This is a genomic window from Paenibacillus odorifer (assembly GCF_000758725.1).
GTDB lineage: Bacteria > Bacillota > Bacilli > Paenibacillales > Paenibacillaceae > Paenibacillus_AQ > Paenibacillus_AQ odorifer.
The window spans coordinates 1,219,350-1,243,860 of the sequence record NZ_CP009428.1 but is presented as its reverse complement, the minus strand read 5'-3'; the positions used below and the strand labels follow the sequence as shown (position 1 = coordinate 1,243,860).

General features: G+C 43.2%; 27 protein-coding genes. 9 read left to right on the top strand and 18 right to left on the bottom strand.

Annotation, left to right across the window (positions count from 1 at the left end; all coding sequences use genetic code 11):
* From PODO_RS05305 to PODO_RS05275, 7 genes are all read right to left on the bottom strand, one after another.
* Positions 1–282 carry a CopG family ribbon-helix-helix protein gene (locus PODO_RS05305; RefSeq protein ID WP_025698676.1) on the bottom strand — a complete coding sequence of 94 codons (282 nt, stop codon included), beginning with the start codon at positions 280–282 and terminating at the stop codon, positions 1–3.
* A gap of 215 nt (positions 283–497) precedes the next feature.
* Complete coding sequence (gene alr, locus PODO_RS05300; protein ID WP_036686775.1) at positions 498–1,679, bottom strand: alanine racemase; 1,182 nt, start codon at positions 1,677–1,679, stop codon at positions 498–500.
* Positions 1,680–1,867: 188 nt separating this feature from the next.
* Positions 1,868–2,953 carry a LolA family protein gene (locus PODO_RS05295; protein WP_036686774.1) on the bottom strand — a complete coding sequence of 362 codons (1,086 nt, stop codon included), beginning with the start codon at positions 2,951–2,953 and terminating at the stop codon, positions 1,868–1,870.
* 205 nt (positions 2,954–3,158) lie between these two features.
* Entirely contained in the window at positions 3,159–3,332 is a 174-nt protein-coding gene (locus PODO_RS05290) for an aspartyl-phosphate phosphatase Spo0E family protein (protein WP_094903681.1), read from the bottom strand.
* Positions 3,333–3,477: 145 nt separating this feature from the next.
* Positions 3,478–4,863: a helix-turn-helix domain-containing protein gene (locus PODO_RS05285; protein ID WP_038569043.1), complete on the bottom strand. Its 1,386-nt coding sequence runs from the start codon at positions 4,861–4,863 to the stop codon at positions 3,478–3,480.
* A 256-nt stretch (positions 4,864–5,119) separates the two neighbouring features.
* Positions 5,120–5,878 (bottom strand): DUF3600 domain-containing protein, encoded by a 759-nt coding sequence (locus tag PODO_RS05280; RefSeq protein ID WP_038569041.1) that lies wholly within the window; start codon positions 5,876–5,878, stop codon positions 5,120–5,122.
* A complete protein-coding gene (locus tag PODO_RS05275) occupies positions 5,865–6,452 on the bottom strand; it encodes a sigma-70 family RNA polymerase sigma factor (RefSeq protein WP_038569039.1) in 588 nt (195 codons plus the stop codon). Before PODO_RS05275 ends, PODO_RS05280 begins: the two co-directional genes overlap by 14 nt.
* Before the next feature lie 135 nt (positions 6,453–6,587).
* Between PODO_RS05275 and PODO_RS30920 the strand changes: the two genes are divergently transcribed.
* Positions 6,588–6,770, top strand: a complete 183-nt coding sequence (locus tag PODO_RS30920; protein ID WP_143758648.1) for a hypothetical protein — start codon at positions 6,588–6,590, stop codon at positions 6,768–6,770.
* A gap of 399 nt (positions 6,771–7,169) precedes the next feature.
* On the opposite strand, the gene PODO_RS05270 is transcribed toward PODO_RS30920, so the two are convergent.
* Together PODO_RS05270 and PODO_RS05265 are read right to left on the bottom strand one after the other, a co-directional pair.
* Complete coding sequence (locus tag PODO_RS05270; RefSeq protein WP_038569037.1) at positions 7,170–8,132, bottom strand: DUF4367 domain-containing protein; 963 nt, start codon at positions 8,130–8,132, stop codon at positions 7,170–7,172.
* Positions 8,129–8,695: a sigma-70 family RNA polymerase sigma factor gene (locus PODO_RS05265; protein ID WP_038569035.1), complete on the bottom strand. Its 567-nt coding sequence runs from the start codon at positions 8,693–8,695 to the stop codon at positions 8,129–8,131. Before PODO_RS05265 ends, PODO_RS05270 begins: the two co-directional genes overlap by 4 nt.
* 219 nt (positions 8,696–8,914) lie before the next feature.
* Between PODO_RS05265 and PODO_RS05260 the strand changes: the two genes are divergently transcribed.
* The 5 genes from PODO_RS05260 to PODO_RS05240 all read left to right on the top strand — a co-directional run bounded on the left by PODO_RS05260 (position 8,915) and on the right by PODO_RS05240 (position 12,492).
* On the top strand, positions 8,915–9,334 hold the full coding sequence (locus tag PODO_RS05260) for a MarR family winged helix-turn-helix transcriptional regulator (protein ID WP_051491478.1): 420 nt from the start codon (positions 8,915–8,917) through the stop codon (positions 9,332–9,334).
* A 170-nt stretch (positions 9,335–9,504) separates the two neighbouring features.
* Positions 9,505–10,152: a hypothetical protein gene (locus tag PODO_RS05255; protein WP_036686760.1), complete on the top strand. Its 648-nt coding sequence runs from the start codon at positions 9,505–9,507 to the stop codon at positions 10,150–10,152.
* Between the two features lie 12 nt (positions 10,153–10,164).
* Positions 10,165–10,476, top strand: coding sequence for a hypothetical protein (locus tag PODO_RS05250; protein WP_038569032.1), 312 nt, complete (start codon positions 10,165–10,167; stop codon positions 10,474–10,476).
* A 103-nt stretch (positions 10,477–10,579) separates the two neighbouring features.
* Complete coding sequence (locus PODO_RS29865) at positions 10,580–11,713, top strand: copper amine oxidase N-terminal domain-containing protein (RefSeq protein ID WP_052096814.1); 1,134 nt, start codon at positions 10,580–10,582, stop codon at positions 11,711–11,713.
* Complete coding sequence (locus PODO_RS05240; RefSeq protein ID WP_038569031.1) at positions 11,710–12,492, top strand: TatD family hydrolase; 783 nt, start codon at positions 11,710–11,712, stop codon at positions 12,490–12,492. The genes PODO_RS29865 and PODO_RS05240 overlap by 4 nt, the downstream gene beginning before the upstream one ends.
* Positions 12,493–13,171: 679 nt before the next feature.
* Here the strand turns inward: PODO_RS05240 and PODO_RS05230 are convergent.
* The 4 genes from PODO_RS05230 to PODO_RS05215 form a co-directional block, all read right to left on the bottom strand.
* Complete coding sequence (locus tag PODO_RS05230; RefSeq protein ID WP_038569027.1) at positions 13,172–13,738, bottom strand: histidine phosphatase family protein; 567 nt, start codon at positions 13,736–13,738, stop codon at positions 13,172–13,174.
* Positions 13,739–14,590: 852 nt separating this feature from the next.
* Positions 14,591–15,892 (bottom strand): MFS transporter, encoded by a 1,302-nt coding sequence (locus PODO_RS05225; protein ID WP_036680431.1) that lies wholly within the window; start codon positions 15,890–15,892, stop codon positions 14,591–14,593.
* A gap of 74 nt (positions 15,893–15,966) precedes the next feature.
* Positions 15,967–17,118, bottom strand: a complete 1,152-nt coding sequence (locus tag PODO_RS05220) for a winged helix-turn-helix domain-containing protein (protein ID WP_052096812.1) — start codon at positions 17,116–17,118, stop codon at positions 15,967–15,969.
* Between the two features lie 148 nt (positions 17,119–17,266).
* Positions 17,267–17,947, bottom strand: coding sequence for a YjgB family protein (locus PODO_RS05215; RefSeq protein WP_038569023.1), 681 nt, complete (start codon positions 17,945–17,947; stop codon positions 17,267–17,269).
* A gap of 523 nt (positions 17,948–18,470) precedes the next feature.
* On the opposite strand from PODO_RS05215, the gene PODO_RS05210 reads away from it, so the two are divergent.
* Genes PODO_RS05210 through PODO_RS05200 form a run of 3 tightly spaced genes read left to right on the top strand, consistent with a single transcriptional unit; the run spans position 18,471 to position 21,614 of the window.
* The gene (locus PODO_RS05210; RefSeq protein ID WP_280513451.1) at positions 18,471–18,998 is read left to right on the top strand and encodes an RNA polymerase sigma factor; all 528 of its coding nucleotides are present in this window, start codon (positions 18,471–18,473) and stop codon (positions 18,996–18,998) included.
* Positions 18,995–19,333 carry a hypothetical protein gene (locus PODO_RS05205; RefSeq protein WP_038569021.1) on the top strand — a complete coding sequence of 113 codons (339 nt, stop codon included), beginning with the start codon at positions 18,995–18,997 and terminating at the stop codon, positions 19,331–19,333. Before PODO_RS05210 ends, PODO_RS05205 begins: the two co-directional genes overlap by 4 nt.
* On the top strand, positions 19,323–21,614 hold the full coding sequence (locus PODO_RS05200) for a carboxypeptidase-like regulatory domain-containing protein (RefSeq protein WP_038569019.1): 2,292 nt from the start codon (positions 19,323–19,325) through the stop codon (positions 21,612–21,614). The genes PODO_RS05205 and PODO_RS05200 overlap by 11 nt, the downstream gene beginning before the upstream one ends.
* Before the next feature lie 75 nt (positions 21,615–21,689).
* On the opposite strand, the gene PODO_RS05195 is transcribed toward PODO_RS05200, so the two are convergent.
* From PODO_RS05195 to PODO_RS05175, 5 genes are all read right to left on the bottom strand, one after another.
* Positions 21,690–22,499 carry an SDR family NAD(P)-dependent oxidoreductase gene (locus tag PODO_RS05195; protein ID WP_038569017.1) on the bottom strand — a complete coding sequence of 270 codons (810 nt, stop codon included), beginning with the start codon at positions 22,497–22,499 and terminating at the stop codon, positions 21,690–21,692.
* 46 nt (positions 22,500–22,545) lie between these two features.
* Positions 22,546–22,980, bottom strand: a complete 435-nt coding sequence (locus tag PODO_RS05190; RefSeq protein ID WP_038569016.1) for a MarR family winged helix-turn-helix transcriptional regulator — start codon at positions 22,978–22,980, stop codon at positions 22,546–22,548.
* Between the two features lie 117 nt (positions 22,981–23,097).
* Entirely contained in the window at positions 23,098–23,637 is a 540-nt protein-coding gene (locus tag PODO_RS05185; RefSeq protein ID WP_038569014.1) for an RDD family protein, read from the bottom strand.
* A gap of 35 nt (positions 23,638–23,672) precedes the next feature.
* On the bottom strand, positions 23,673–24,200 hold the full coding sequence (locus PODO_RS05180) for a P-loop NTPase family protein (protein ID WP_038569012.1): 528 nt from the start codon (positions 24,198–24,200) through the stop codon (positions 23,673–23,675).
* 4 nt (positions 24,201–24,204) lie between these two features.
* Complete coding sequence (locus tag PODO_RS05175) at positions 24,205–24,504, bottom strand: hypothetical protein (RefSeq protein ID WP_155288090.1); 300 nt, start codon at positions 24,502–24,504, stop codon at positions 24,205–24,207.
* Positions 24,505–24,511 lie beyond the last annotated feature (7 nt).

Below are 24,511 nucleotides of genomic sequence, written 5' to 3'. Positions count from 1 at the left end.
CTACACCCCGCTTACTAAGCGGCCAAGAGTGCTGTCTGCATCTTCCTCCGCGAGGAAAGCCTCGCATGCCATGGTCAAGTTGATCTTAGCCATTTCCATGTAGCCGCGCTGCATGGACTCCCGGATGGAACGTTTCCTCCGTTCGCTCAAGTACAGCTTCATGGCCTGCCTAATCAATTCACTCCGGTTGGAATTCTCCAATTGAACAATTCCGTCCACTTCCTGCAAGAGATGATCGGGCAAGCTGATCATGATTCTTTTGGTGTTCTGCAAATTAGCCACCTTCTCTTCCACCCCCACAAACCTTCTGCCCTTGTGTTCCAGTGTTACAATATACAAGGAATTTTATACAAGGAATATATGCCGCCAGTATATCAAGTATGCTGCATCCCATTATAAACTAGAAATGGTGGTTCGTATAGGCTTTTAGTCACATCTCCTAATACGATACAATTCCTTCTATTTTCTCCCTTGTATAACATCACTGTCAAGAACTTTCAGTTTGTGAGTAGAGCATTTACTAATTTAGGAAGTGTGCCTTCACTTATATAAACGCGTGGCACCCGATGAGCCAACATGCAGATAACCTCGTAGTGAATTGTTCCAAGCTGGAGAGCCAACTCGTCTGCCGTGATCATCACGTCAGCTTGACGGCCGATGAGAACAACTTCTTCGCCTGCTTTAATTTGTTCCGCTTCTGCAGCGAAAGATTTGAGTGATACCATACACTGATCCATGCAGATTGTTCCGACGACAGGAACGCGGCGTCCACGTATTAGCACCTCCGCTTTGCCAGTTAGCATGCGGGAATATCCATCTGCGTACCCCACAGGTAGCGTTGCAATAATCTCCTCGCTCTCTGTGATGTACCTAGTGCCGTAACTGACGCCCCAATCGGCAGGCAGGCTTTTGACATATACAACCTGCGTCTTCAGCGTCAATACCGGACGTAGTTCTACCAGTTGACGGTTCACCTCTGTGGAGGGATAAAATCCGTACAAGCTGATGCCTACACGCACCATGTTGCTGGATAAATAAGGTGAATCAATGGCCGTAGCGCTATTGCCCGTATGTATGATCGGGATCTGAATGTTCTGCTCCCGCAGCGTTTCCGCCACGCTCATGAACCGTCGATGCTGTTCCAGTGTATAGCTTTTGTCTTGTTCGTCTGCCTTGGCAAAATGGGTAAACATACCCTCCAGCTCCGCCTGCGCAACAGACTGCACTTCAGAGATAAATGCAGGTGCGTCAGCTGGTAAAAGACCCAGTCGTCCCATCCCGCTATCAATCTTGATATGCACCTTTAGCCGATGTTCCGGATCTATAGGAAGCTGTCTTATAGCCTCCAGTACCTCCGGTGTGAACAGTGTTACAGTTACATGGTTCTCCCAGGCAACGGCTATTCCTTCTGGGGAAGTGTAGCCAAGCACCAGTATAGGAATCAGTATTCCCGCCTGACGCAGCTCCAATGCTTCATCCAAAAAAGCCACACTAACATAATCTGCTCCGAGTCTTTCCAGCTCCCGTGTCACTTCCACTGCTCCATGGCCGTACGCATTTCCTTTGACGCATCCCATAAACTTTGTCTCTGCCGGCAAGTAGCGGCGAAAGGCTTCGTAATTGGCACGCAAATCATCCAGATTAATTTCGGCTACTGTCGGTCGATAGCTTGCTTGCACTTCAAGTCACCTTCTTACGTTGTAGTAAAACGTCATTGCTGCATTGCATTAATCATTGTCTTAGTACCAATGGTAATGCTACAGAAGGTGGCTGTCAATGTGTGCTGGAGCCCCGGCAAATAAAGAAAAGCGGATACTACGTTGTAGAGGAAAGAATCCCACAAAACGCAGTATCCGCCTACTTTTTATTATTTACCCGATTGTGCCTCCATAGAAGCGGCAATTTGCATCATTTCATTAGCAGGAAGATTGGCACTTGTAATTCGGTACTCTACACCCTCAGACATCCAAGTCAATGTCTGCTGCTCATCCCCACTCAGAACTCCCCACGTAAAACCAAGGTCTTTCAGGGTTCCAGGCGCCAGTGCTACCGCACGGTCCAGTGGACGGGATTCCATAATAGTGTACTGATAAATCCCATCATATCGGATGAGAACAGCATGGTCTTTGTTGCCCTCCAATTTATGCGAGTCCTTGAACTCTACACCAGCTGGAATATAATCAGGTTCAATGATCCCAAAGTCTCCAAGCTCTGCTGCCACTGGTTGTTCAGCCTGTTCTTGGCCCTCAGGAGCTGTAACCGGATTACCATTCTCATCAACCTCAGCTACTGTGCTCTCTGCGGACTTACCCGAGGCCATGTTCTTTTCCATATCAAAGGAATCCTTGGTGAAATCCGTATCGAATTTGAAGGTGTCAAACTTCACGTTTACAACTACCTTCGCCTCAGAATCAGAGACTTGAACCTGTTTAGGCTCATAAGTCTTTTTATCAAGCCAAATCTTTTGCCGCACAAGGGCATTGCTTTGATAATTCGCGGCTACCTCGAACACATAGTTATCTCCATCTTCCACAAATTGGCGGTTATTATCCGAAACTATGCCACGAACCAACGTCTGATACAGATAGACCTGACCTTGATCATCCGGCCAATCGCTTTGGAAACGGAAGCTCTTATTCATACTTGGTGTGAGTACGAACACTCCCTCATCATTACGAAGTACGATCTGCGTAATATCCTTCTGAACATTTGCCAAGCTGATCCGGTAGTAGGAAGGATTCTTGTACCATACTTCTACCTTATACTCCTGCGGCTGTTCCCCGGTATACAGGGTCATTGTGCCAGAACCTTGGTACGTTCCCTGCTTACTTTCCAACTTGTCAGCCACATTGTTCAAATCCTTGACTACGGAAGCGGCATCCTTCTTCCCGCACCCCGTCATCACCAGGGCCACGCTCATAATGATCGCGAGTACCCATGTTATCCGGCGCATGACATCATCCCCTTAACCTGTTTTGAATGCATTGATTAGTACATGTCTATGAGGGACTTGGCCGCAATATGCAGACGGGCATGACAAGCGTGCAGCATTGATTTATTTTATGAGATCCAACAAGCCAAAAAGCCCGCGCACAGCGCTGGCTCTATACTTCATCAGAAGTTGCAATATCATTATGTAGGGTGTTTAACCATTCTCTTCAATCCTCATTATCGCTATGTACTGCTTTATTGTACTGATTAATTAATTCATCTAATCTCATGGACTGTCTGATCACATTCGGATGCAAAAGCCCTCCGTGTTGCCTCTCCATTAAATAAAGTTTTTTTCTAGCACCCTCTATTCTCTTTTGGATAATTTCCTGATCATTCATTAACACTACCTCCCTAATTTAATATATTAGAGGTATATGTCAAATTCTATATTTTACATTAAAGTGCATTACTACAATTCAATAGATAGCGATCTCAGATTTAATCTGAAAACTCTTTTTTGTTTCTTCTATAAAACTATCAATACTAGGCACTTCCAATAACAAAACCATTTTTCTTTTCATTGATTCTAATCAGATTTTGGTATTGCTTCTGCGTTTCTAAAGATGCAGTATGCCGAAGCTGCTCAAACATTCTGACACACTTTATTATACAGGATTCGTTATTAATCCTTACAGAAGTCTCCAAACTATCCATTATATACTTTATACTAAGCTCATATTTTCCTCTTCTTATATAATACAATGCTATTTCAGCCATAAAAAAAGTGTATCTGTCTTCGATAATTTGTCGATTATAACATTTAAGATTTCTCTGCTGATCTCTATAATCTGATATTTCTTGCTCAAACCGCTGAAGAATATCATCCACATTAAAATCATAGTGATTGGCTGCCTGAAGGATTTTGAACAGACCTGGAAGAATGTCTTCCTCTCTTTTTTCAATATAGGTCACATATTCCGGAAGCGCTGTCACATCACCTTTTAAAATTCTCAGTAAATATATATTGCCCTGTGCCCAACCCATACATCGATTCATAAGTTGCAAAGCTTCCTCCGTATCCTCACGGATCCAGCTCATATCCATGTAAAGGTTAACATACTGCAATGCTCTATCATAATCTCCCAGCTCTCTGTAAACTACTGAACGTAACACATAAGAAAATAGAATATATGAAAATAAGGGCATTGCAGGTTCCTTCTGTAACCCGTTTTTTCTGGCTCGCTCATTATTATACTTATATTGAATGGATGCTTTTTTTTCAATTTCAATAGCTATGAGCATTACCTTATCCCAATACCTCAATGCGCTATATGTATTCGCCAGAGCCTTCAGCGCGTCAAGTTGATCGACTTCATCAAGCCGATTTACAAAACCCTCAAACTGCACAGCTGCTCGCAAATTCAGATCCTGATCGCCTCCTAGAGCAATCGTGAACAGTCTGTATTGGCAAAAAGCCAGCCGCTCTGAATGCTGATACTTCTCACTCTCCGCGACACTCCGGTATAACAACGCTGCAGCATCATATTTTCCTTGTACAAAAAAATCTTCTGCTGTATCAAACAACGAGGGTGTATAAGATAGGCTGTCCATCATGATTCCAATCACCCGACTTATACATTCCAGCTTATCTAGTTCAGCACAGCGATATAGAAAAGGTCGAAGTCGTCTCCAATTGGGATTGGAATGTATGAAACACTCCTCCACATACATATCATAAAAGCCGCCTTCTTCTAATCCCATACCTTTTGTAATACGGTCTAATTGCTGCATGGCTATAGGCCGATTCCCATTGATAATGTTGCTAATTGTGCCCGAATTCACTTTAGATACCTCTGCGAATTGATTAATTGTTATTCCATTCTTCTTGAGGTAGTCCGCCAGTTCTGCACGAATGGTCATCTGCTTCATGATCAAAGCCACCTTTCGCCATCATGATTCATATATAGATCAATAGTATTTAAATAATAATATGTCTAATTATTCCAGTGGTCAAATACTTTTTTTTGGCTTAATTGATTATACATTTATTCAATTAGTGATGTATAAAATACAAATTAGCCGAATGTAAAAAACCACCAGAACACAAGGTGTATTAGACCTTTTCTGGTGGCTTTTCTAATGCTACTTCTATCCATAGTTATTCAATACATGCATTTAAATTCAACTAAGAACTAGGTTTAATCATCATGTCCAGCTTATTTATATAAGGACCGAGCGCTTCAATTAACTTCTCTTGGTTTTGTATCTCCTCTTTCGAAAGCCGATCCATATGAACACTTCCATCTGCATCAAATACCTTGGCATCATAGCGTTGCAACTCATTTATTAATTGTTCGATCTCCTCAAACTCTTCTTTAGTAAACCTCTGTTCAGCTTTTTCCAGCACGCCATTCCAGAAAGTATCACGATCAACGACAGCCGCCTTTGCCTGAGGGATTTCATTTTCATTCATTTTCTCGAAATAAGGTTTAAGCTCAACCTGTAAATCATTATATGCCTTTTGATCTTTCGCACTTAACTGTTCTAGGTGAAAGACTCCGTCAGCATCGGCCATTTGCAGATTGTAAGCTCCCAATTCCTCTAGTAAAGACATCAATCTTGTAAATTCCTCTTCGTTAAAGCTTTGTTTCGCGTTCTGCAGCTTGGCTTCAAGCCTGTCATATTGTTGCTGGGTTACTCCAATCGTAGCAGCAGTTGCTTGTGAGCCATACAGGGTATCCGCCAAATAATTATATCCGGCATATGCTCCAGTAGGAATTAATAATGCAGCCGCCAAAATGCTTGCTACAAGCCATTTTTTCATTCGTCTTCCCCCTGATCTCGTCTCGGTCTGATTTAGTATTTGCTTCTTCAGTTCCGGTGGGGCACTTAGATTTCTCGCCTCTTCCTGCAGAACTGTCCGTAACTCTTCATTGAAATTCATGCAGGTCCTCCACCTTTCCCTTAAAAAGAGTATGATTCTCCGGCTTCTGACGAAGCTTGTGCAGTGCAGCATGAATACGGGATTTCACCGTACCCAGAGGGATACCCAGTATCGCGGCACTTTCTTCCTGTGAATATTCATTTAAATAGTGCAGAATAATCACCTGCTTCAGCTTAAATGGAAGACGATCTACACTTGCTAGTAGACGGCGGTTAGCTAACCTGTCCACAACATCACTAGTGAAATCAGGTTCCATCCTTAAATCAGTCTGCTCTACTTTTTTAACCATTCGGAGATGCGTCCATCTCTTTCTTCGATAGGCATGAATTTGCCGCATAACCAGCCCCATAAGCCAAGGCCTAAAAGGACGATTGACGTCAAATTGCTCAAGCGACCGGTGCACCTGAATATAAATCTCCTGAACAACATCATCCACATCGGAGGTTTCGCGAACGAGAAAATGAACGGTCTGATACACATCCCGAATCGTTGCTTCATATAGTTCACTGTACGCTTCACGGCTGCCGTCTAGCGTAAGCGCAATGAGCTGAGAATATTCATTTGGATGTTTCATCCCTCTCAATCCCTCCTTCGGTCTTACACTATGTATTGGTACATAGAGAATAAATCGTTCGATTTATTTTTTACTCTGCAGCGGCTTAATGGAGTAGATGAAGTAAGCCGAGGCTGACCGCCAGCTGAACAGATTATGGACAGGTGGAAGCTGATGTTCGGCTTGAGCAAATTATGGGCGGTGGAAGCTAGTCTTCAGCTTTGCCTGAGCAGATTACGGACGGTGGAAGCTGATCTTCAGCTTTGCTTGAGCAGATTATGGGCGGTGGAAGCTAGTCTTCAGCTTTGCTTGAACAGATTATGGGCAGGTGGAAGCTGATGTTCAGCTTTGCTTGAACAGATTATGGACAGGTGGAAGCTGATGTTCGGCTTTACACGCCAGCTTTGGCCGGATCCCGCAGAAATCTATGAGATAACTGCATTCTGTACACTTATTCCATATGCAAAAAGGTTTACTCTGATTTTAAGTGTATTCTATACAATTAAAAAGCGGAGAAACTTCCTATAGTGGGATAAATCGTGAAAATAAGTGTACGAAATACAATTATATCCATCCAAGCGTTATTTCGCAGAAATATAGTTGTACGAAGTACAGCTATATTCTCCCAAACGTTGTTTGCATGTGCCCTCAATAAAGCGAAAAAGGGGAGATCCATATGGATCATCCCCTTGCCTATATATACTCGAACAGTAACCGCCTATCTCTCTAAAAAATCAGTCAGCGGATAGACTCAGCAACTTTGATCAAATCATTCTTGTCCAAGCTAGCTGATGTTACACCGTATAAGACTCCATTGGCTTCCCAGTCCAACCCTTTTCCATTAACCAATACAGCATCAGCTCCGTTAATCTTCACTTTTTCGATTGTGCCATCCGTCGACATCTCATAAGCCGTTTCGGAATCAGCGTGCCGCTGCTGCATCGAGATGATCTCATCGGTAGCTTCATTAACAAAATATAAATTAATATATTTGCTGTTGATTACTTCACCATTGCTATCCTTATAAAACTCTGCACGATCAAAGGTATAACCGTCTGGCAAATACTCCGGCAATCCCACATTAAAAATCGTATATTCATTTAGCTTGCTAGAATCCCTCTCGATCAGCAATTCCGCTTTCTCTTGATCCCTCTCAGATTGCGTAACCAGTCTGCCGTCTTCAACTCCGACGATTTTTTCCCCATCAGCATTGTAGATATCACCTGCCTTTTGAGCAGCGTCGAGGGTCACAAGCGCATTTCCTTTGCTATCAAAAATCTTCCCCTTAAAGTCATCCGGAATCACGTTGGAATCCGCAGAAAATTCTACTTCATGGGCTACAATATGGCCTAAGTTTATCGTTTGCAATACTTTCATTAACAGCTCCTGTGCAAATGACGGCTGCACAAAAGTTACACTTAATACGCTAACCACTAGCAAAGTTGCCAGCATAACAGCAGGACGTCTTAATCTATGTTTTGTACGCAATCCTTTCTCCTCCTTTTGGCCGGCATACTTTCTCCGAGCCTTATTCAGAATGGCTGTTTTGTCAGAGCCCTCGCTGAAATCTTTATGGGCCAGAACCCTGCCTAGCTCCAGCAGCTCCTTGTACTCCCCAGCACCCTTTAAATCATTTGCCGCTCCATATATACTTTCATCTAAATCTGCTGAGAACTTCTGCTGTATGTCTTTACTGTTCATAGCTGCTCCACGCTCCCTATTTCAGTCTTCAGCTTTTTCATAGTCCGGTAGAGTATCACACCGATATTGCTCTCCGAAATTCCCGTAACCTGGGCAATCTCTCTATTTCTCAGATTAGCACCAAATTTAAGAGCCACAATATTCCGCTCCTTTGAGCTCAATGTATTCAAGGCTTCGTTAAGCCTTCCACTACGTTCTCCCTGGAGGATCAAGCTTTCCGGATCTTTTCTGCTAGAAACCAGTTCCTTGACGGCATCCAGCGAAAAGAAACTTTTCCTTTTAAAACTCCGGTAATGATCATTGACCACATTTCTGGCAATGGCGAATAACCATACCTCTAAAGGAGCTTTTTCCTGAGAATAGGTCGATAGTTTCGCCAACATTTTCTCAAAAACAAGGCTTGTCAGATCCTCAGCCGTATGGAGAGAACTAACCCGGTAAGCGATGTAGTTGAATATTCTTTTATAGTAGGTTTCAAAAATCGTTGTGAACAAAACATCTATGTCAGTATTTTCCTGTATATTCTCTTTTACAAAAGGATGAAGCAATGCGCGCTCATGCATCAATCTAACTCTCCTTTCCCACCAAATTTTCACTTAGCTAAGTAAATTCATCAGTTAATACGATATATTTCCAATTTCATTACAAGATATAAAAAAAAGAAGGGTTCCAGCGCTAAATTCAGTCTTTCTAACCAAGCTACAGTAACCCGTCAACTTGACAAGCTTAATATAGCTTCTATATATTTTAGTAACTAAAGTAAATTGGAGCGAGGCAATGTTATGAGCACAAAGGAAGAGAAACAAAATGCTATCCATAAGGTCATGGAATCTATGGCAAATGTGCAGCAGAAATCCCAGTTTTTCATTGATATGATCACTAAAAAGGAAACCCTGACTCACAATCAGATCATGCTGCTGTTTCAACTCCGGCTTACCGGAAGCTTGAACATTACTGACATCTCTGAACGCTTCGTGGTCACACCCGGAGCCGCTTCCTCCATGTGCGATAAACTTGAGGAAGCCGGACTTATTGAACGGGTGCGGACTAAAGAAGACCGCAGAGTTGTCAATATTGTCCTTACAGAACAAGGCGATCAGCGTATCCATACAATATTTGAAGCATTTCCTACCTCAGATCTGAATAAAATCTCCGGAACTTTAGAACAAATAAATAAATTGATGGAACAAATGATGCACTAACAGCCTTCATTTTGCTCCTTATCAGCTATACTCTTTTCTATAAACACTGTCTGTCAGGAAACTGACGGCAGTGTTTTTTATGTTAAACTCCCAATTTATTATATTGACTATATATTATAATGAATATATATTTTAATTATTAAAATATATTTTGAAGGACGGTACTGTAAATGTCCAATAATAACAATACTTATGAACGTACTGACATGATCGATCCACCGTTGAAGGTAAGAGGTTCGCTGTTTGTCCGAGAGAATATTCGTGCGGTTACTGTTGATGTGTTTGGCCACTTAAGTACTAAAAGTAGTGTCTCGACATCAAAACTCAAAGTATCTGGCGACTGTACAATTGGGGGGAATTGTAAGGCCAATCAGGTAAACAATCTAGGGAGTCTGCGCGTTCAAAATATCCAAGCAGATAATCTCCGATCTTCTGGATACATGTCCGTAGCAGAAAATGCTGCAGCCGGGACTTTTTATGCTGAAGGTGCTGTGAACATAAAGAGACTAAATGCAGATTCATCGATTGAGATCCGTTTAGGCAATAGAAGCACAGTCGAGGTTATGAGAGCTGGCGGTGACATTATCGTTAAACCCTCTTCCAAGTTGATTAATGCGCTGATGCACCCTTTTCGAAAACTCACCTGCACAACGATTGAAGGAACTAGCATAACGTTATACCGGACGACAGCTGACCTTGTGTGCGGTGAAGAAATCATCGTCGGACCGGGTTGTACCATTGGGGAAATCCGCTATAGCAAAAGTCTAACGGTGGATCTTAAGTCGCAAGTTGACCGAACTGTATTTTTAAACCAATAAAGGAGAGTCTACATGGAAAAAATCACTCATTTGTCAGGAGCCACTATACTCAAAAATATCGCCAAAGGTGCCACCATCTTGTTCTGTGTACCGATCCTTAGTGTCTGGGCCGTGGGGAGTGTTGTCTGTGCAATCATTGCACCTATCGGTGGTGTGCTAGGTATTGTTGGCATCAAAGGGATAGGACTAAATGCCTTCCCAGATTATGATTTCCCGAACATTCTCAGCCTTCCAATTGGTCTGTGCCTCTCCTTACTTTTGTTCATTTCTTTCTATTACACTCGTCGTTTATTGCGTGGATGCCTGCATTTTATAAAAAACTAGCGAACTGTAACAAGCTTGTATTCTCTTTGTTAATAGAAAGTGACCTACAACGCGCTGTTTTATTCTATACTTAAGGGGACTGGACTTTATCCTGGAGGTAATTATGAATAAAATCATCGCTATAGGAGCTATCACGCTCTTTTTGGCCGGATGCGGAGCATCGGCAACCATAGATATGGATACAACAATGGCTATTAATCAAACACAAGCTACTTCAGCACCACTGAAACTAATCGTGGACGGCGAAGCCGTTCTTCCTACTCTCTCCCCTTTTTTCCTAGATGATAAGGTCTATGTACCTGCAAAAGTACTAATGGAATACTACACCTCAGAACAAAAATGGGATAATAACTTAAAGACCTTGACCATCTCTGATGGAAGCAGTAGTTATGTTCTGACGCCGGACAATGAGTATATGCAAGCTGATGGATATCAAACCTCGCTTGAAGGACCAGCTATTCTACGAAATGGTATTTTATATATTCCTGCCGATTCCTTAAACTCTCTGTCTGGTGCCACTGCGCAGCTGAATGCAGCTGGAACTGAAGTATTAATAACATCAGGGGATGTTAGTACTACCGTCAGAACACCCAGCGAACCTCTCGCTATTGCTACAGAAAATAACCAAGTGAAGCTGTATACTGCCCTTAAAGATGGCGGTACCTACGAAGGATTTGTTGTAGAGGTGAACGGTAACAAGCATACATTTGATTGGGAAACACCCAGACTCCTAAGTTACCCTCCTGAGATTCATTATGCCGACATCGATCAGGATGGACAGGAAGAAGTCGTTGTCATTCTGTGGCTCGGAACAGGTACGGGCATGTCCATGCAGGAACTTCACGTGATTAAGCCTAACCCGTGGGAAGAAGTCACTGTCCCTTCTGCAGATAAAGCCGCCTCCGCATTGGTTACGTCAAAAATTTCTAATGAAAAAGGGGACGCCCTGATTCAAATTCAAGTTAAAGGCTCAACTCCATCCATGGTGACTTTGCGATATCCAGATCGTGCTGAGGATGGCAATCTAGGCGAACAAGCCGGCATTGGTGCTGTTACTCACTACATAGTGGAAGAGGGCAAGCTAAAGGCGGAAACAAATGTTTATATTGGATTTCTGGAGAGTATTGGCACACTAACCTTTGCCTACAAACCGGGAAAAGATGGAATGGAACCCGACTCTATTCGCTTTGAGGTTCATGAGGAATTAGCTTCTTACGTGGAGGGTAAACAGTTATGATTGATGCCCATATACATTTAGAGCAATATGAACCTGAAGTTGCCGAACAGATACTGAGTGAACTACCTGACATGGGAATTAAAGCCCTTATCGCTGTCTCTATGAATTTGGACTCTTGTATACGCACCCAAAGACTTGCAGCCATAAATCCCGGCGTGGTCCGTCCAGCTTATGGCTTTCATCCAGAGCAACCCCTGCCGCAGGATGCTGAGCTGGCTGCTCTGCTGAAATGGATCGAGAGTCAATCTAGTGAGGATTATATTGCTGTGGGGGAAATCGGGCTGCCTTACTATACGCGTGCTGAAGCTTTAGAACGTGGCGAAACCTTTGATATGGAGCCCTATATTGAGCTGCTGGATCAGTTGCTTGGGTTAGCTGCCCGTCTCGATAAACCTGTGGTGCTGCATGCTGTCTATGAAGATGCGCTTATTGCTTGTGATCTCCTGGAAAAACATAACATACAGCATGCCCACTTTCACTGGTTCAAAGGTCCAGAAGAAGCCATTGCCCGTATGATTAAGAACGGCTACTATATCTCCTTCACCCCGGATATCCTGTATGAGCCGGAGATACAGGCGCTTGCCCGCCGTTATCCCCCAGAGCTAGTCATGGCTGAAACCGATGGGCCTTGGCCGTTCGAAGGACCTTTTGCGGGGAAAATCACCCATCCGTCTATGATTCGGGAAGTCGCCGCTGCTTGGGGAGCGCTCCATGGTTACACCCCCGGCGAAGCGGAAGAGTTAGTGACTGCGAATACTAAGCGATTTTATAGCTTGTAGATAGTTTTATAGCTTGTAGATAGCTCTATAGACTATAGATAGATCTATTCTTAGAGTAGATGAAAGGGTGAACCTTAGCTAGCCTAGTCTAACGCTAGACTAACGTTATGATTAAACACAGCTTGGCTTGAGAATCCGTATTTTTCATAGTGGAAGTACTGTTCACAAGCCAACCTTACTTAATCCAGATCCCCTTACCCATTTTCGTTTCGGTAATATTTTTGCGTACGTATTTACTCGTACGTATTTATGCGTACGTAATTTACGCGTATGTATTTACGTGGACGTAGTTTACGCGTACTTATACCTGTACGCATTTATGCGTACGTGTTTATGTGTACTTATTTATGCGTATGTATTTTACGCGTACCCATTTACGTGTATCTAATTACGCGTACGTATTTACTCGTGCGTATTTACTCGTACGTATTTACGTGTGTGAAGCCGCTATCGGACACAGCTGACCTTATATGCAGCAATTCCCCACTTTTGGGATGAGAAAGGACCCCAGAGTCGCTATTGGCATAAAAAACACCCAATAAGGTGCTCTTTTTAAGGAATAACGACGCTGGAGTCCGAAACCATGCTCCAAAGGCTAATAATCTGCGAATAATGTCATCTGGGTCCGTAAGCCTCAGGTTGATGATGACTCGGGACGCTTGTAAGCAGTCCCCAATAATCATAACCTCTCCACATCCACTAACGTTCCGCCTGCGAACTTCATTTTATAAATATCCGGCTTTGTGGTTTGAAGAAGAAAGCTCAGATCATATTTGGCATCAAAATAGTTCATCATAAGCGTCATGACTGCCCCGTGAGTTCCAATAGCAACCTTTTGACCGCTGTGATTGCTCAGTATTTCTGCCAGCACACTAACTGAACGCTTCTGACACGCATGAATGGATTCCCCACCAACTGGGACAAAATCCGGATCTTCAAACATTTTTGTCAGTAATGGATACAGCTCCTGATCAGTCGTAATCTTATTTCCGTCCGAGAAATGGATTTCCCGGAGGTCTTCAACACTCTGAATCTCTGCTCCTAACTCCTGCGCCAATCCAGAAATCGTATGTATAGCCCGAAGGTATGGACTTGAATAGAAGACTTGAATTCCTTCCAGACGTAGTTTTTCCGTTATCTTGCGGGCATCCTCCTCCCCCTTCGCGGTTAGTCCGCGAGTCCTTTCAGTTTCTCCGGGCAGTTTGGGCGACTCACCGTGCCTCACCATATAAATAAAAGTAGCCATCCTTTCCCTCCTTTACCTCTACAAATTCTAATGTTCTAGCCAATCTCCTCTACACACTAAAAAAGCCCTTACGGACGAGAAACTGTCCTATCGGGCTAGGTAATATTGTAACTTATAACGTTTCGTGCAGCAGTTGCTTTAGATCACAAAGTAATAACTTATTGAGAGGTCACTTATTAAGGAGATACTTATTGAGAAGTCACTTACTGAGAAGTCACATACTGAGAAGTCACATATTAAGGCGACTATGACTAAGGAGACTCTTAATTGCACTATATACAGCTATTAAGCGTAAAAAGAGACATCCTGAGCAAATAAGTGCACTTTGTGCAACTAAAAATCATCATTCCTAGACTAAAAGGGAGAATATCAAATAATAACTGCACAAAATACAACTAAATCCCAGTTTGATCGATGGAGGGGAATTTAACTGCACATTCTGCAACTAAATGCTAGGAAGTCACGCTAGATTATCTTTGCCACTCAACCTTTCCAGTCTAGCTAAGTATCTGCTAGTTTGTCACGCTAGATTATCTTTGCTACTCAACCTGTCTAGTCTAGCTAAGTATCGGCTAGGTTGTCACGCTAGATTATCTTTGCCACTCAACCTGTCTAGTCTAGCTAAGTATCTGCTAGGGAGTCACGCTAGATTATCTTTGCCACTCAACCTGTCTAGTCTAGCTAAGTATCGGCTAGGGAGTCACGCTAGATTGTCTCTGCCACTCAACCTGTCTAGTCTAGCTAAGTATCTGCTAGGTTGTCACGCTAGGTTCTCTCTGCCACTCAACCTTCCCAGTCTAGCTAATCTAGTCCAGTTAGGAAGTCCCGCTAGCTAGACTAGCGTGCTACCTGCTAGCTCCCCTCCATCACCTCAACTGTCCTAGATTGCTCCGCAGAGCTATCGTTCATCTCTTTCTGCGCAGGCCACAGCACACGCCCAAATGCGATGCCCAGCACACCAATCAGAGCGATTACGATGCCGAAATTCAAAAAGATACGGCTAGGCCCAGCAATCTGAACCATCATTCCGCCGAGAAGTGGTGCGCCAATCATAACTCCGCTAAGAATGGTACTCTGAATACCGAACACACGCCCTGTCATGTGCGGGGGTGTTTCTTTTTGCAGACAATAATTGAACGTGATAATAAAAATTCCATTCCCAATACCTAGTAAGAACCCTAATAGCAATACAGAAATACTGGAAGCTCCTGGCTGAAGCAGTCCAAGTCCCCCAACCGATAAACCCATCAGCACATAACCCGTTCCAAGCTTCCAGCCATAACCTGTTCCGCGATTCATTTTGTTCATGACCATAATGATGAATACAGCACCGCCTCCGGATGCCGCCACGAGCCAGCCCAGTAAAGATTCATTAGAGGGTGCAAGTACCCTAAATAGACTGGTGAATTGAAAATCAATCATCTGAATAGCCATTGAACAGACTATGCCAAACAGCATGGTATTTAGCAGCAACCTACTATGCAGCATAAAATTCCAGCCTTCTTTCCACATCGTGCGGAGAGCAACACGTTCCTCTTGATCGCCCTTGCCTTCTGTGCCAACTTGTTCTACTTCACTTTTCTTAACTGTAAGTAGGAGCAAATAGGAACAGCCTCTAAGGCAAGCATTGATCAATATACACCACTGTGGCGTAAGAACAGACAACGCGAAGCCGCCCAGTAAAGGTCCCGCGATTTTCGAGCCTTGATTTACAAGCCCATTAAGCGAGGTAGCTTGAAGCAGTTGGTCTTCTCTAACCATACTACGGGTCATCGACTGCTGAGCAGGCACGTTTAACGTAGAAATGGCAGCACGCAACATCAATAACGGGAGCAACCACACCATACTGGGAGCAAATAATACGAATACGGTTAACAATGCCGTAAGCAGATCACACATCCGCATTAGCTTCAGCTTGTTCAGTCGGTCAGCCACTACCCCTGCGAACGAGCCCAGCAAAATCCCCGGCAAAGCTATGGAGACCGGAATCAAAGCCAGCATTAGCGGGCTGGCCTGCCAGCGGTACCCTACGAGTACCTGAATTGCTAAGGCATCGAACCAATCCCCAAAGGTAGCCGTCGCATATGCGCTGTACACACGCATATACACCTTGTTCTTAAGCAGGCTCGTGCCTGCTTGTGTTGAAGCATTCATTAAACATTCCTCCAAATTACAATTAAGAACTTATTAGCATGACCTTAATGTAATGGAGAATTGTCAGAGAATTATCAGGGGGCAGTCACAAGGTTCGTAAGCACGGTATCCAAGGATTGTTCTAACCGATGGAATCCCCGCTCTTCCTTCTCCTGTTCAAATATATCCACATATTTGCGATACAAAGCTGGCTTAGGTGGAAACTGTTTACAAAAATGAACTATTCGGTACAATGCATATATCCGTATCGGCACGAACCCTGACATCTCAAGCACCTGAAGTGCCTCATCCAACAGTTGCTCGGCTTCACGCCAAGACTTGCGCCGTAGAAACCACAAGCCCCTTGTAACTTTATAACTACCAATCTCACGCAAATAAGGTTTCTCCAGCAAAAGTGCTTCAATGTCTGTTGCCATCCGTTCTATTACGTGATCTTCTGTTCCCATCCACAAGTGTGTAAGCATTTCTGAGGTCGCCGTTATAGGAATGAAACTCTCATACCCCGGCTCTTTAATCACTTCATATGTTAGCTTTAGTCGTTCCAGTGCTTTTTCCGGTTGCCCTGCCAGCGTGTACAAATCCAGAATATTTAGAATCTCCACTTCGCGATGCTGAGGCGGCAAAAGAATTTTTTTCTCAAGGACCAACTCACAGAACTCTAATTTTTTCTTAGGATCACCCAATAGAACATAACAGATTAATAAGGAATAAAACCGTTCCTCTATCCCCACCTCGGTTGTGTTCAGCAGCCAATCCAAATCTCCCTGTACAAAATGAATATAGATCGAATAAAACGGATCCATCGCATACCCCAAAACATCCTGTTGGCGTGCGAGGATTAACATCGAGCGACCTTGGCCATATAGGTGATATTTCTTGAATACCTCCCGCATCGTCTTTTGCATCTCTAAGTCATATGTAGTCGGATTGGCCATAGCAGCTGAGGGCTCCTGCATAGTCAGACTATAACCAAATCCCCGAACAGTCTTAATATCTAAGTCTTGAAACTTGCCTAGCTTTTTACGAAGCCGATAAATATGATCATCTACTGTTCGCTCTACCGGATATTCAAGCGGCCATACTTTATCCAACAGCTGTTCTCGACTGAATGTACGCCCTCTATTTTTATACAAGAACTGAAAAAGCGTAAATTCTTTTGGGAATAATTCTATCGTTATCCCTTCTGCGGTCACTTTATATTCACTTTCGTTTAATTCCAGCTGCATGATAGAACCTCACTTTCCCCGAACCCGCTCATTGGTTACATTATAACAGTCCGTCCAAGGCCTACTCCACCTCAAAAAAGAACATACAAAAAGAGCAACCCACAGATTCCTCTGCAAAATTGCTCTCTCCTCTTCTAACCCATGCCACTTACCCAGCCATATTGTTAAAAGAGTCCTGTTCACTAAACACGGAAATATGATCTACTGTACCGGTCGAGCTTGGAATAATAAATTTCAGCTGGTATTGGTCATTGGCTTGATAGGTGTAAATCTTATCGTCTCCGTTCACTTTGGTATCGTCAGGCTTGCCGAGTGTTGCCTCAATTTGCTTCAGCGTCAGCTTTTGCAGTGTGGAATCACTTGAACGAACATCGAAGATTAAACTTCCTTTATTAAATCCAAACACGACATGTTTGTCAGTGTAGGTAGCATAAATACCTTTTCCCGCTGACTCTTGTTGATCAGGTTTGCCCCAATCCGCTTCGACCTCATCAATGAGTCCGGTATGAGCGGCATATTTTACACCGGGTACCTTCCCCTTTTTGGCAAGCTCGAGCAACTCTTTAAGCTGTTTGTCGCTATTTTGTGAATTTGAGCCGGTTGAATCTTTATCAGTCTCCGTAGGGGAGGAAGTCGCTGCTGGTGCAGTTTCTGCTGGGGTGCTTGATGGACTAACTTCCGGCTCAGAGGTTGCTGTTACAGCCGTTTCTGTTGGCGCCGTTGCCTGGGATTCTGAATTCCCCGCCTCATTGTTCGAACTGCATCCAGCAAGCCCAATCATTCCTGCGAGTAGGATAGAGCCTGCTATTAATTTTATCTGTACTGGCATGATGTCATCTCCTTAATAGATTACCTTAAAGTCGTCTTACAAAAAATGAAACTGAACATACAGACGAGCTGAAAATCAAATAGTTGCAGGATAGCGGCAATTTTTCTGGATAACCCTCTTTTACCCATATCTACAAATATAAATTCATACACACTCTATTTTTCTACATAAAACCCTTTTTTCCGACACCTAACTCAAGTAAGTTTCTCTTTTAAAATCTCCACATAACTCCATCTAACTATAAACTCGTAAACTCATAAACCTATGAACTATATGACCTTACCCGTCATTCCCAGCCTCGAAGGGTTTCATTGCAGAACGTACAATAGAAAGGAGCTAATCCTGCTTGAAAAAGCGACCCATTGCAATCTGTACAATAGATTCCAACAGTAACCTCTTATCCGGCGAACTGCAATCGCGACATTTGTTGAATAATTTTCCATCCAAACGCAACCTTAATCCTCCAATCCGCATCTTATTAGTAAAGGGAGGGGAGCTACATCTGAATATTATAGAGAGAATTGTGGCAAAAGATGAGTCAGCTCTCCGCCTGTTAATGGACGAATATGGAGATATGCTGCTGCGAACCGCTTCTTTACTGCTCAAAGATAGACAAAGTGCCGAAGAAGCGGTACAAGATACTTTTATTCAAGCTTATGCCAAAATGAGTCAGTTACAGGAGCCGGATCGGCTGAAGGCATGGCTGATACGGATAGTAGTCAATCGCTGCCGCATGAGGCAAAGGACGTGGAGCTGGCGTAATATTTTCCCGGCGGGAGGGTCAGAGCTGCAAACTAACGAGGATGCTGACTTCACAGCCGGAGCGGAAGAGCTTTTTATGGTGGAATGGCATAATGTCAGGCTCGCCGAGTCCATGAGAAATCTCGACTATCTATACCGTGAATGTCTGACGTTATATTACTTTCATGAGATGAGTATCCGGGAAATTTCCGAGCAATTAAATACATCTGAAAATACGATCAAATCCAGACTCGCCAGAGGCCGGACGCTCTTAAAAAAGATTTTGGTGAAGGAGGGACATTTCTTATGAATACAGAACGCGATGCGGTCAAAAAGCAGCTGGATGAAGAATTAAAGAACCTCCAGTTCACTGGACACGACCGGGTCATTAAGCAGACTCATCCTCCAACCTTTGGAGCCCGTTTATTGGCGCTGTGGAATAAAGAAATTGAGATCCCTGTCAAACCTATAGGTGCGATCGGTGCTATTATTTTAGTAGTTTCGCTTACCCTACATCAACCAGAGGTTAAACAACAGCCACAACAAAATACCCCGCAGCGTGCGAACCGAGAACTAATCGAAGCTGGAGGCAATACGTATTGGAAGGATATCTACGAGCAGGCGGTGAAAAAACATGAGAATTAAGATAAAAATCAAACATCTGGTGTTATTCGTGTTACTCCCTGCCTCCCTGCTTATTCTTCTGTTTAACTTCTTACCTTCACAAAGGCAGATAGATCAGAGCACAGCTATTCAATCTAACATAGCTAGAACTGATCTTCTGCAAAAGCTGGCTTCCACAACCGGGAGTAAACGTATCGAGCTAATCCGTACAAACATCCTTGATAAGGATCACAGCTATGATCCCTACAGATATGACGTTAATGTCAGCCCTTCGATGAGCCAGTGGAGTAATGATGAAACCCAGCGTTCCGGTCTGTTACCGGAGGACATAGTACCTTTGCTTGAGGAATATATCCTTGAGGGGCCTTCGGACAATACACGTATATTTGCGGCTAAGCAGTTAGCTTATGAATATGATGCTCTTGGCCGAAAGGAAGATGGAGATCAAGCGCTAATCACCGCAACGAAACAGTCAAACAGCAACTCCGATATAGCTAAACAACTGGAGCTCCTTCGAGCGGAGCGAGCCCTAAATAGTGGCGATATAACAACCGCTGAAACAATTCTTGAACAAACCCCCTTTCCATCCGAGTATCAGGAAGAGCTAAACGCACAAAAAGCATGGCTTACCGGGCGTTTACTCTTTACAAAAGGCGAAGCGCAGGAAGCACTTGCCGTAGTAAAAGATGGCTTGGAGAGGTACAAAAAATTCTGGCAGGATATTCATAAACAAATGAACGCTGCCACCAGCAGTTCGAACGAAGGCTCCACAGACAATACAGGATCAGCAGCAGCACCAGAAGCTGGGACTTCAGATACTGAAAGACAGCTGGAATCGCTTCGAACCGCAATTCAGTCTGCTATAGATATGGGAAATACTTCAACTGCTGTCGTCTCCGGTACCCTTACACGAAGCGATGGCACCCCAGTTCCGCGGGCAGGTATTTTTCTCCGTGCTGAAAGCGAAGTTAACCATAGCATCACTTCTGCTGAACCCTACCGAATCGTCACAGATACTGAAGGACGTTTCGAATTTCACGGTGTGATTCCGGGCTTTTATCAGTTACAGCTTGGACTTGGCTATGATCAGATCGACGGTTGGACCTGGCCTGTACAATATGACGATTGGATTGAAGTTAAACCGGATGGCAGGTTGAATGAGAGCATAGTTCTACAACCTCTGCTTGAGCTGCAGTCTCCCATTAATCAGGAAACCCTAACGGGCAAGACCATAGATTTCCGCTGGAAAGCTGTTGAAGGTGCAGCTTACTATCGTTTAAGCGGTGGCGGGGAGGGGGCCGTGTTGGGTGTACAAATTCGGGATCGTATTGTAGATAATCATATCTCCATTCCAGTAGAAGAACTTTACGATGGCGGCGGTTTTTCCTATGGCAGCAGTGGAGATGGCTGGGAATCTATTGACCCCCTCTCCCTTCTCGGATTTATGAATCCCGAAGTGCGCTTTTCTTGGAATATTGAAGCCTTAGATGCAGATGGACGCCTGATTACCCGCAGTAATGGCTACAGGCTGAACGAAGACACTGTCGGCAATCTGCCGTTCTTTTATCTCAAGGAAAGAGAGCTTACTGCGGCTGACCAACTACTACTGGATAAGAAAACGGATCAGGCACTAGAAATGTACCAACAAAATATTGCCGATGACCCACAGGATGTTCATGCCCTGCACATGCTAGTAAAGATGATGCTGGCAAAATCGTCCCTCACAAAGGATACAACATTAGAAGATAAGGCGATTCCTTTACTCGAAAAGCTAATACAACTACAGCCTTCTACTAATTACGCCTTCACATTATCGCAGTACTATTTTGACCATGCCGACTGGAAGTCGTATAACAAATATTATTCCTACTACAACGAACTAAACCGACCCAATACTAACGGTTATGTACTTTCTATTAACGCCACAGCCCTCATGCAACAAGGGAAGCTTGAAGAAGCTCGTAAACAATTCGCGATCGCCCTAAAGTATGATGATAGCCATCGTTTTATTGGCAGCTTTTTGGCGGCAGAATTATACGCTGGTGAATCACTCTCTTCGGTAATGACACTTGCTGAGCGTTATCCTGAACTCAGCTTTGGTCATAGTGGGTATCGCTGGCCACAAATGATTAAACAACTGTTAGCGGAACGAAAAAATCAACCTAAAGTCTTTGACCAAGAGTTAAAAGAGAAGCTTGGATGGTATATGAATGGTCAAACTGATGAGTTAAAGCAATGGATCGCAAGTGCCAAACCCTCCGCTCTGAAGACCTTTATGCAGGAGGTTTTAGAGGTACGCTAATTCATTAAAATACCAAAATCCGGTCCCGCTCGATAAATTCGAGCATGGACCGGATTTTTAATTACACATAATCTTTTATTTAGATTTAGCTTCCATCATGTAATTCTGGAAATCCGTGATACTTGGGTTAGACATATAATGACCACCCTCTACTTCAATCGTTTGGCCTGTGATGAATTTGGATTCATCCGATGCCAGGAACAAAACCGTATTGCCGATATCATCGGCTTCACCGTGATAAGGTAGGGCGTTGAATTTTTGAAAAATATCCAATACAGCTGGCGGCATATTTCTTGCTGCCGCAGGTGTCAGGATCAGCCCTGGTGCCACGCCGTTACAACGGATTTTGTCTTTACCATATTGTGTAGCAATGTATCGAGTAAGGTTCACAACCGCTGCCTTAGAGGAGCCATAAGCAGTACGCAATGAATCCCCAGCGAATGCTGACATCGAAGCCGTGTTAATGATCGACCCTCCGCCCGCTTTAATCATATGAGGAATAGCAAAACGGCTGCCTAACAGAACACTTTTAGTATTCACGTTCATCAGGCGATCCCATTCTTCCAAATCTATATTGACCACATCAAGGTCTTTTTGCAGATTAGTTAGACCTACATTATTAAACAATATTGTGATGGTGCCATACTGAGCAACTGTGAAATCAACAGCTTCCTTGATCGAATCCGCTTGGGAGGCATCTAAGAAAAGACCTTCAGCTTCTCCGCCTTCACATTTAATCTTAGATGCTGCTTCTTTGGCTGCTTCCACATTAAAATCGGCAATGACAACCTTTGCTCCTTCTCTAGCTAATAGAGTGGCAGCTGATAAGCCAATACCTGAAGCGCCTCCAGTTACTAATGCAACTTTACCTTGAACTCTTCCCATGTTCATACCCCTTTATAATGTTATTGTGCTTCTAAGATGACTTGGTTTATGTTTCAGAGCTATCAAAGCTCATTAACAACTTCTCATAGATTTTCAAGAATTGCTGCAGTTCCTCCTCATTGAGCTTTTGGAACATTTCAGCTCTTAGCTCCTGTCCCTTAAGCTGTGCTTCCTTCAGAACGTCTTTTCCTTTGTCCGTGATAGATAGAAGTACATTCCGTCGATCATCTTCGTTATATTTTCGCTCGGCCATCCCCTGCTTAATTAGTCGATTAGCAATGTTTGTCATTGCTCCCGGCGTATATCCTAGTCTCTTAGCCAAAATAGTCTGCTTCAAGGGGCCTTTTTTATTCAATTCACCCAAGACTAGAACTGGAGATATCCCAATATTGTGATCAAATGCGTTCATCCATCGAACAATAACTTCATTCGTAAATAATTCAACTGCATGTATTAGCTTAAAAATATCTGGATTTTCCAAGAGGTTCTCCTTTGACATTCATGATGATCGGCTGCTTATAAAAGTATTTTAACACTAAAATATTTAATAGTAAAATACCTAATATTTAAAAAAAGAATGCTTGGTGAAAAGCATTCTTCAAATTGCGGATTTATCAACAACATAAGTGCCAGCCAGCAAATCGTGAATCGCACGTTTACGGGGATGGAATCCAACCAACAGGTAATCCACCAGCATGATTGGACCCAAGATTTGAGTGAGGTCAAAAGCCAAATCCGACCATAAGGATAATTTGGCGGAAATAACGGTAAAGTCATAGCTGCTGACCGCAATTACCATTGAAAGAATCATACTAATCATTCGGAAAACATTTCGAATCAGAGCTTCCTTCACTGTTGGGTAATTCCCGTGTTCATTGACAATTTTTATTTTTAAAATCAGCTTCCCAGGGGTTCCGCCAAATCTAACGATCATAAAGATATCAAATGCGATAAACAAAATGTACTCCAGGATAATAGGTATCTCCGAGTGTAATGAAACAGCTAATGAATTGAGTATCCAGTATACGATAACCCCAGGTATTCCAATGACCAAGAAATCAAGAATGGAAGCCAGCACTCTTTTCCAAAACCCTATGAAATTCTCCTGATCCAAATGCTCGGGTAGAATGTTATCCATGCAAGCACTCCTCTCTCTATCGTTTACTTTGTCGCTCAATCCCTATTTAACAATCCCTTCCTCAGATGCTCTTGGATAATGGGCTCCAGCTCTTTGTTATTTTTAACAATTACCCGTTTATCAGACAGAGTATCCGTTAACTCTATAATCCTATGTGCGGCCTCCTGATCATATCCACGGTTCCATTCAAAAATCATCACATACAGATTCTTAAATGACTGCTTGTAATTCGCTTGCTCTAAACCCAGTCTTGTTTTTATATACCTTGTAAACACTCTCAAATCCCTGATCACTTTATTAGGGTTCAAAATAACGATTAAGTCAGCAGCTTTAAAACTCTCTTGTCCCCATTTATAATGTGCACCTTCCAGAATCCATGAGGGTTTATCAAGGATTTCTTCCAACTGAGCATCCCTTGCTTCAACTGAAAAACGCAAATTCTCGGCACTTCTGTCCCATACCAAGTTGTCTGTCTCGTAATACTCTACACCATATTTTCTAGATAACTCCCGGGCAATATAGGATTTGCCGCTGCCGCAAGCACCTATGATCCTAATCTTCATAAGCTCAGCTCAGCCCTAGCGGCAGGATTATTAGTCCTATGGAAATTACGGTGATTATTCTTGTGGTGAGGAGCGTTAGCTTTTGGTTCTTCTCTGATTTATACCAGCCTTTAAACTGAAAATGATTCCGGTACAGCATAAAAAATAACAATAAATTCCCGAATCCCATACTCCAGTTATACACGGGCTGACCAAATATCAATTGATAGATCAATCTTTCTGCCCAACCCAAAACTAATAAAGTCAGCACAAGCAATATACATAATCGAAGTAATTCCAATATAAAAGAGCCCAATTTCAGCAATTCTGCA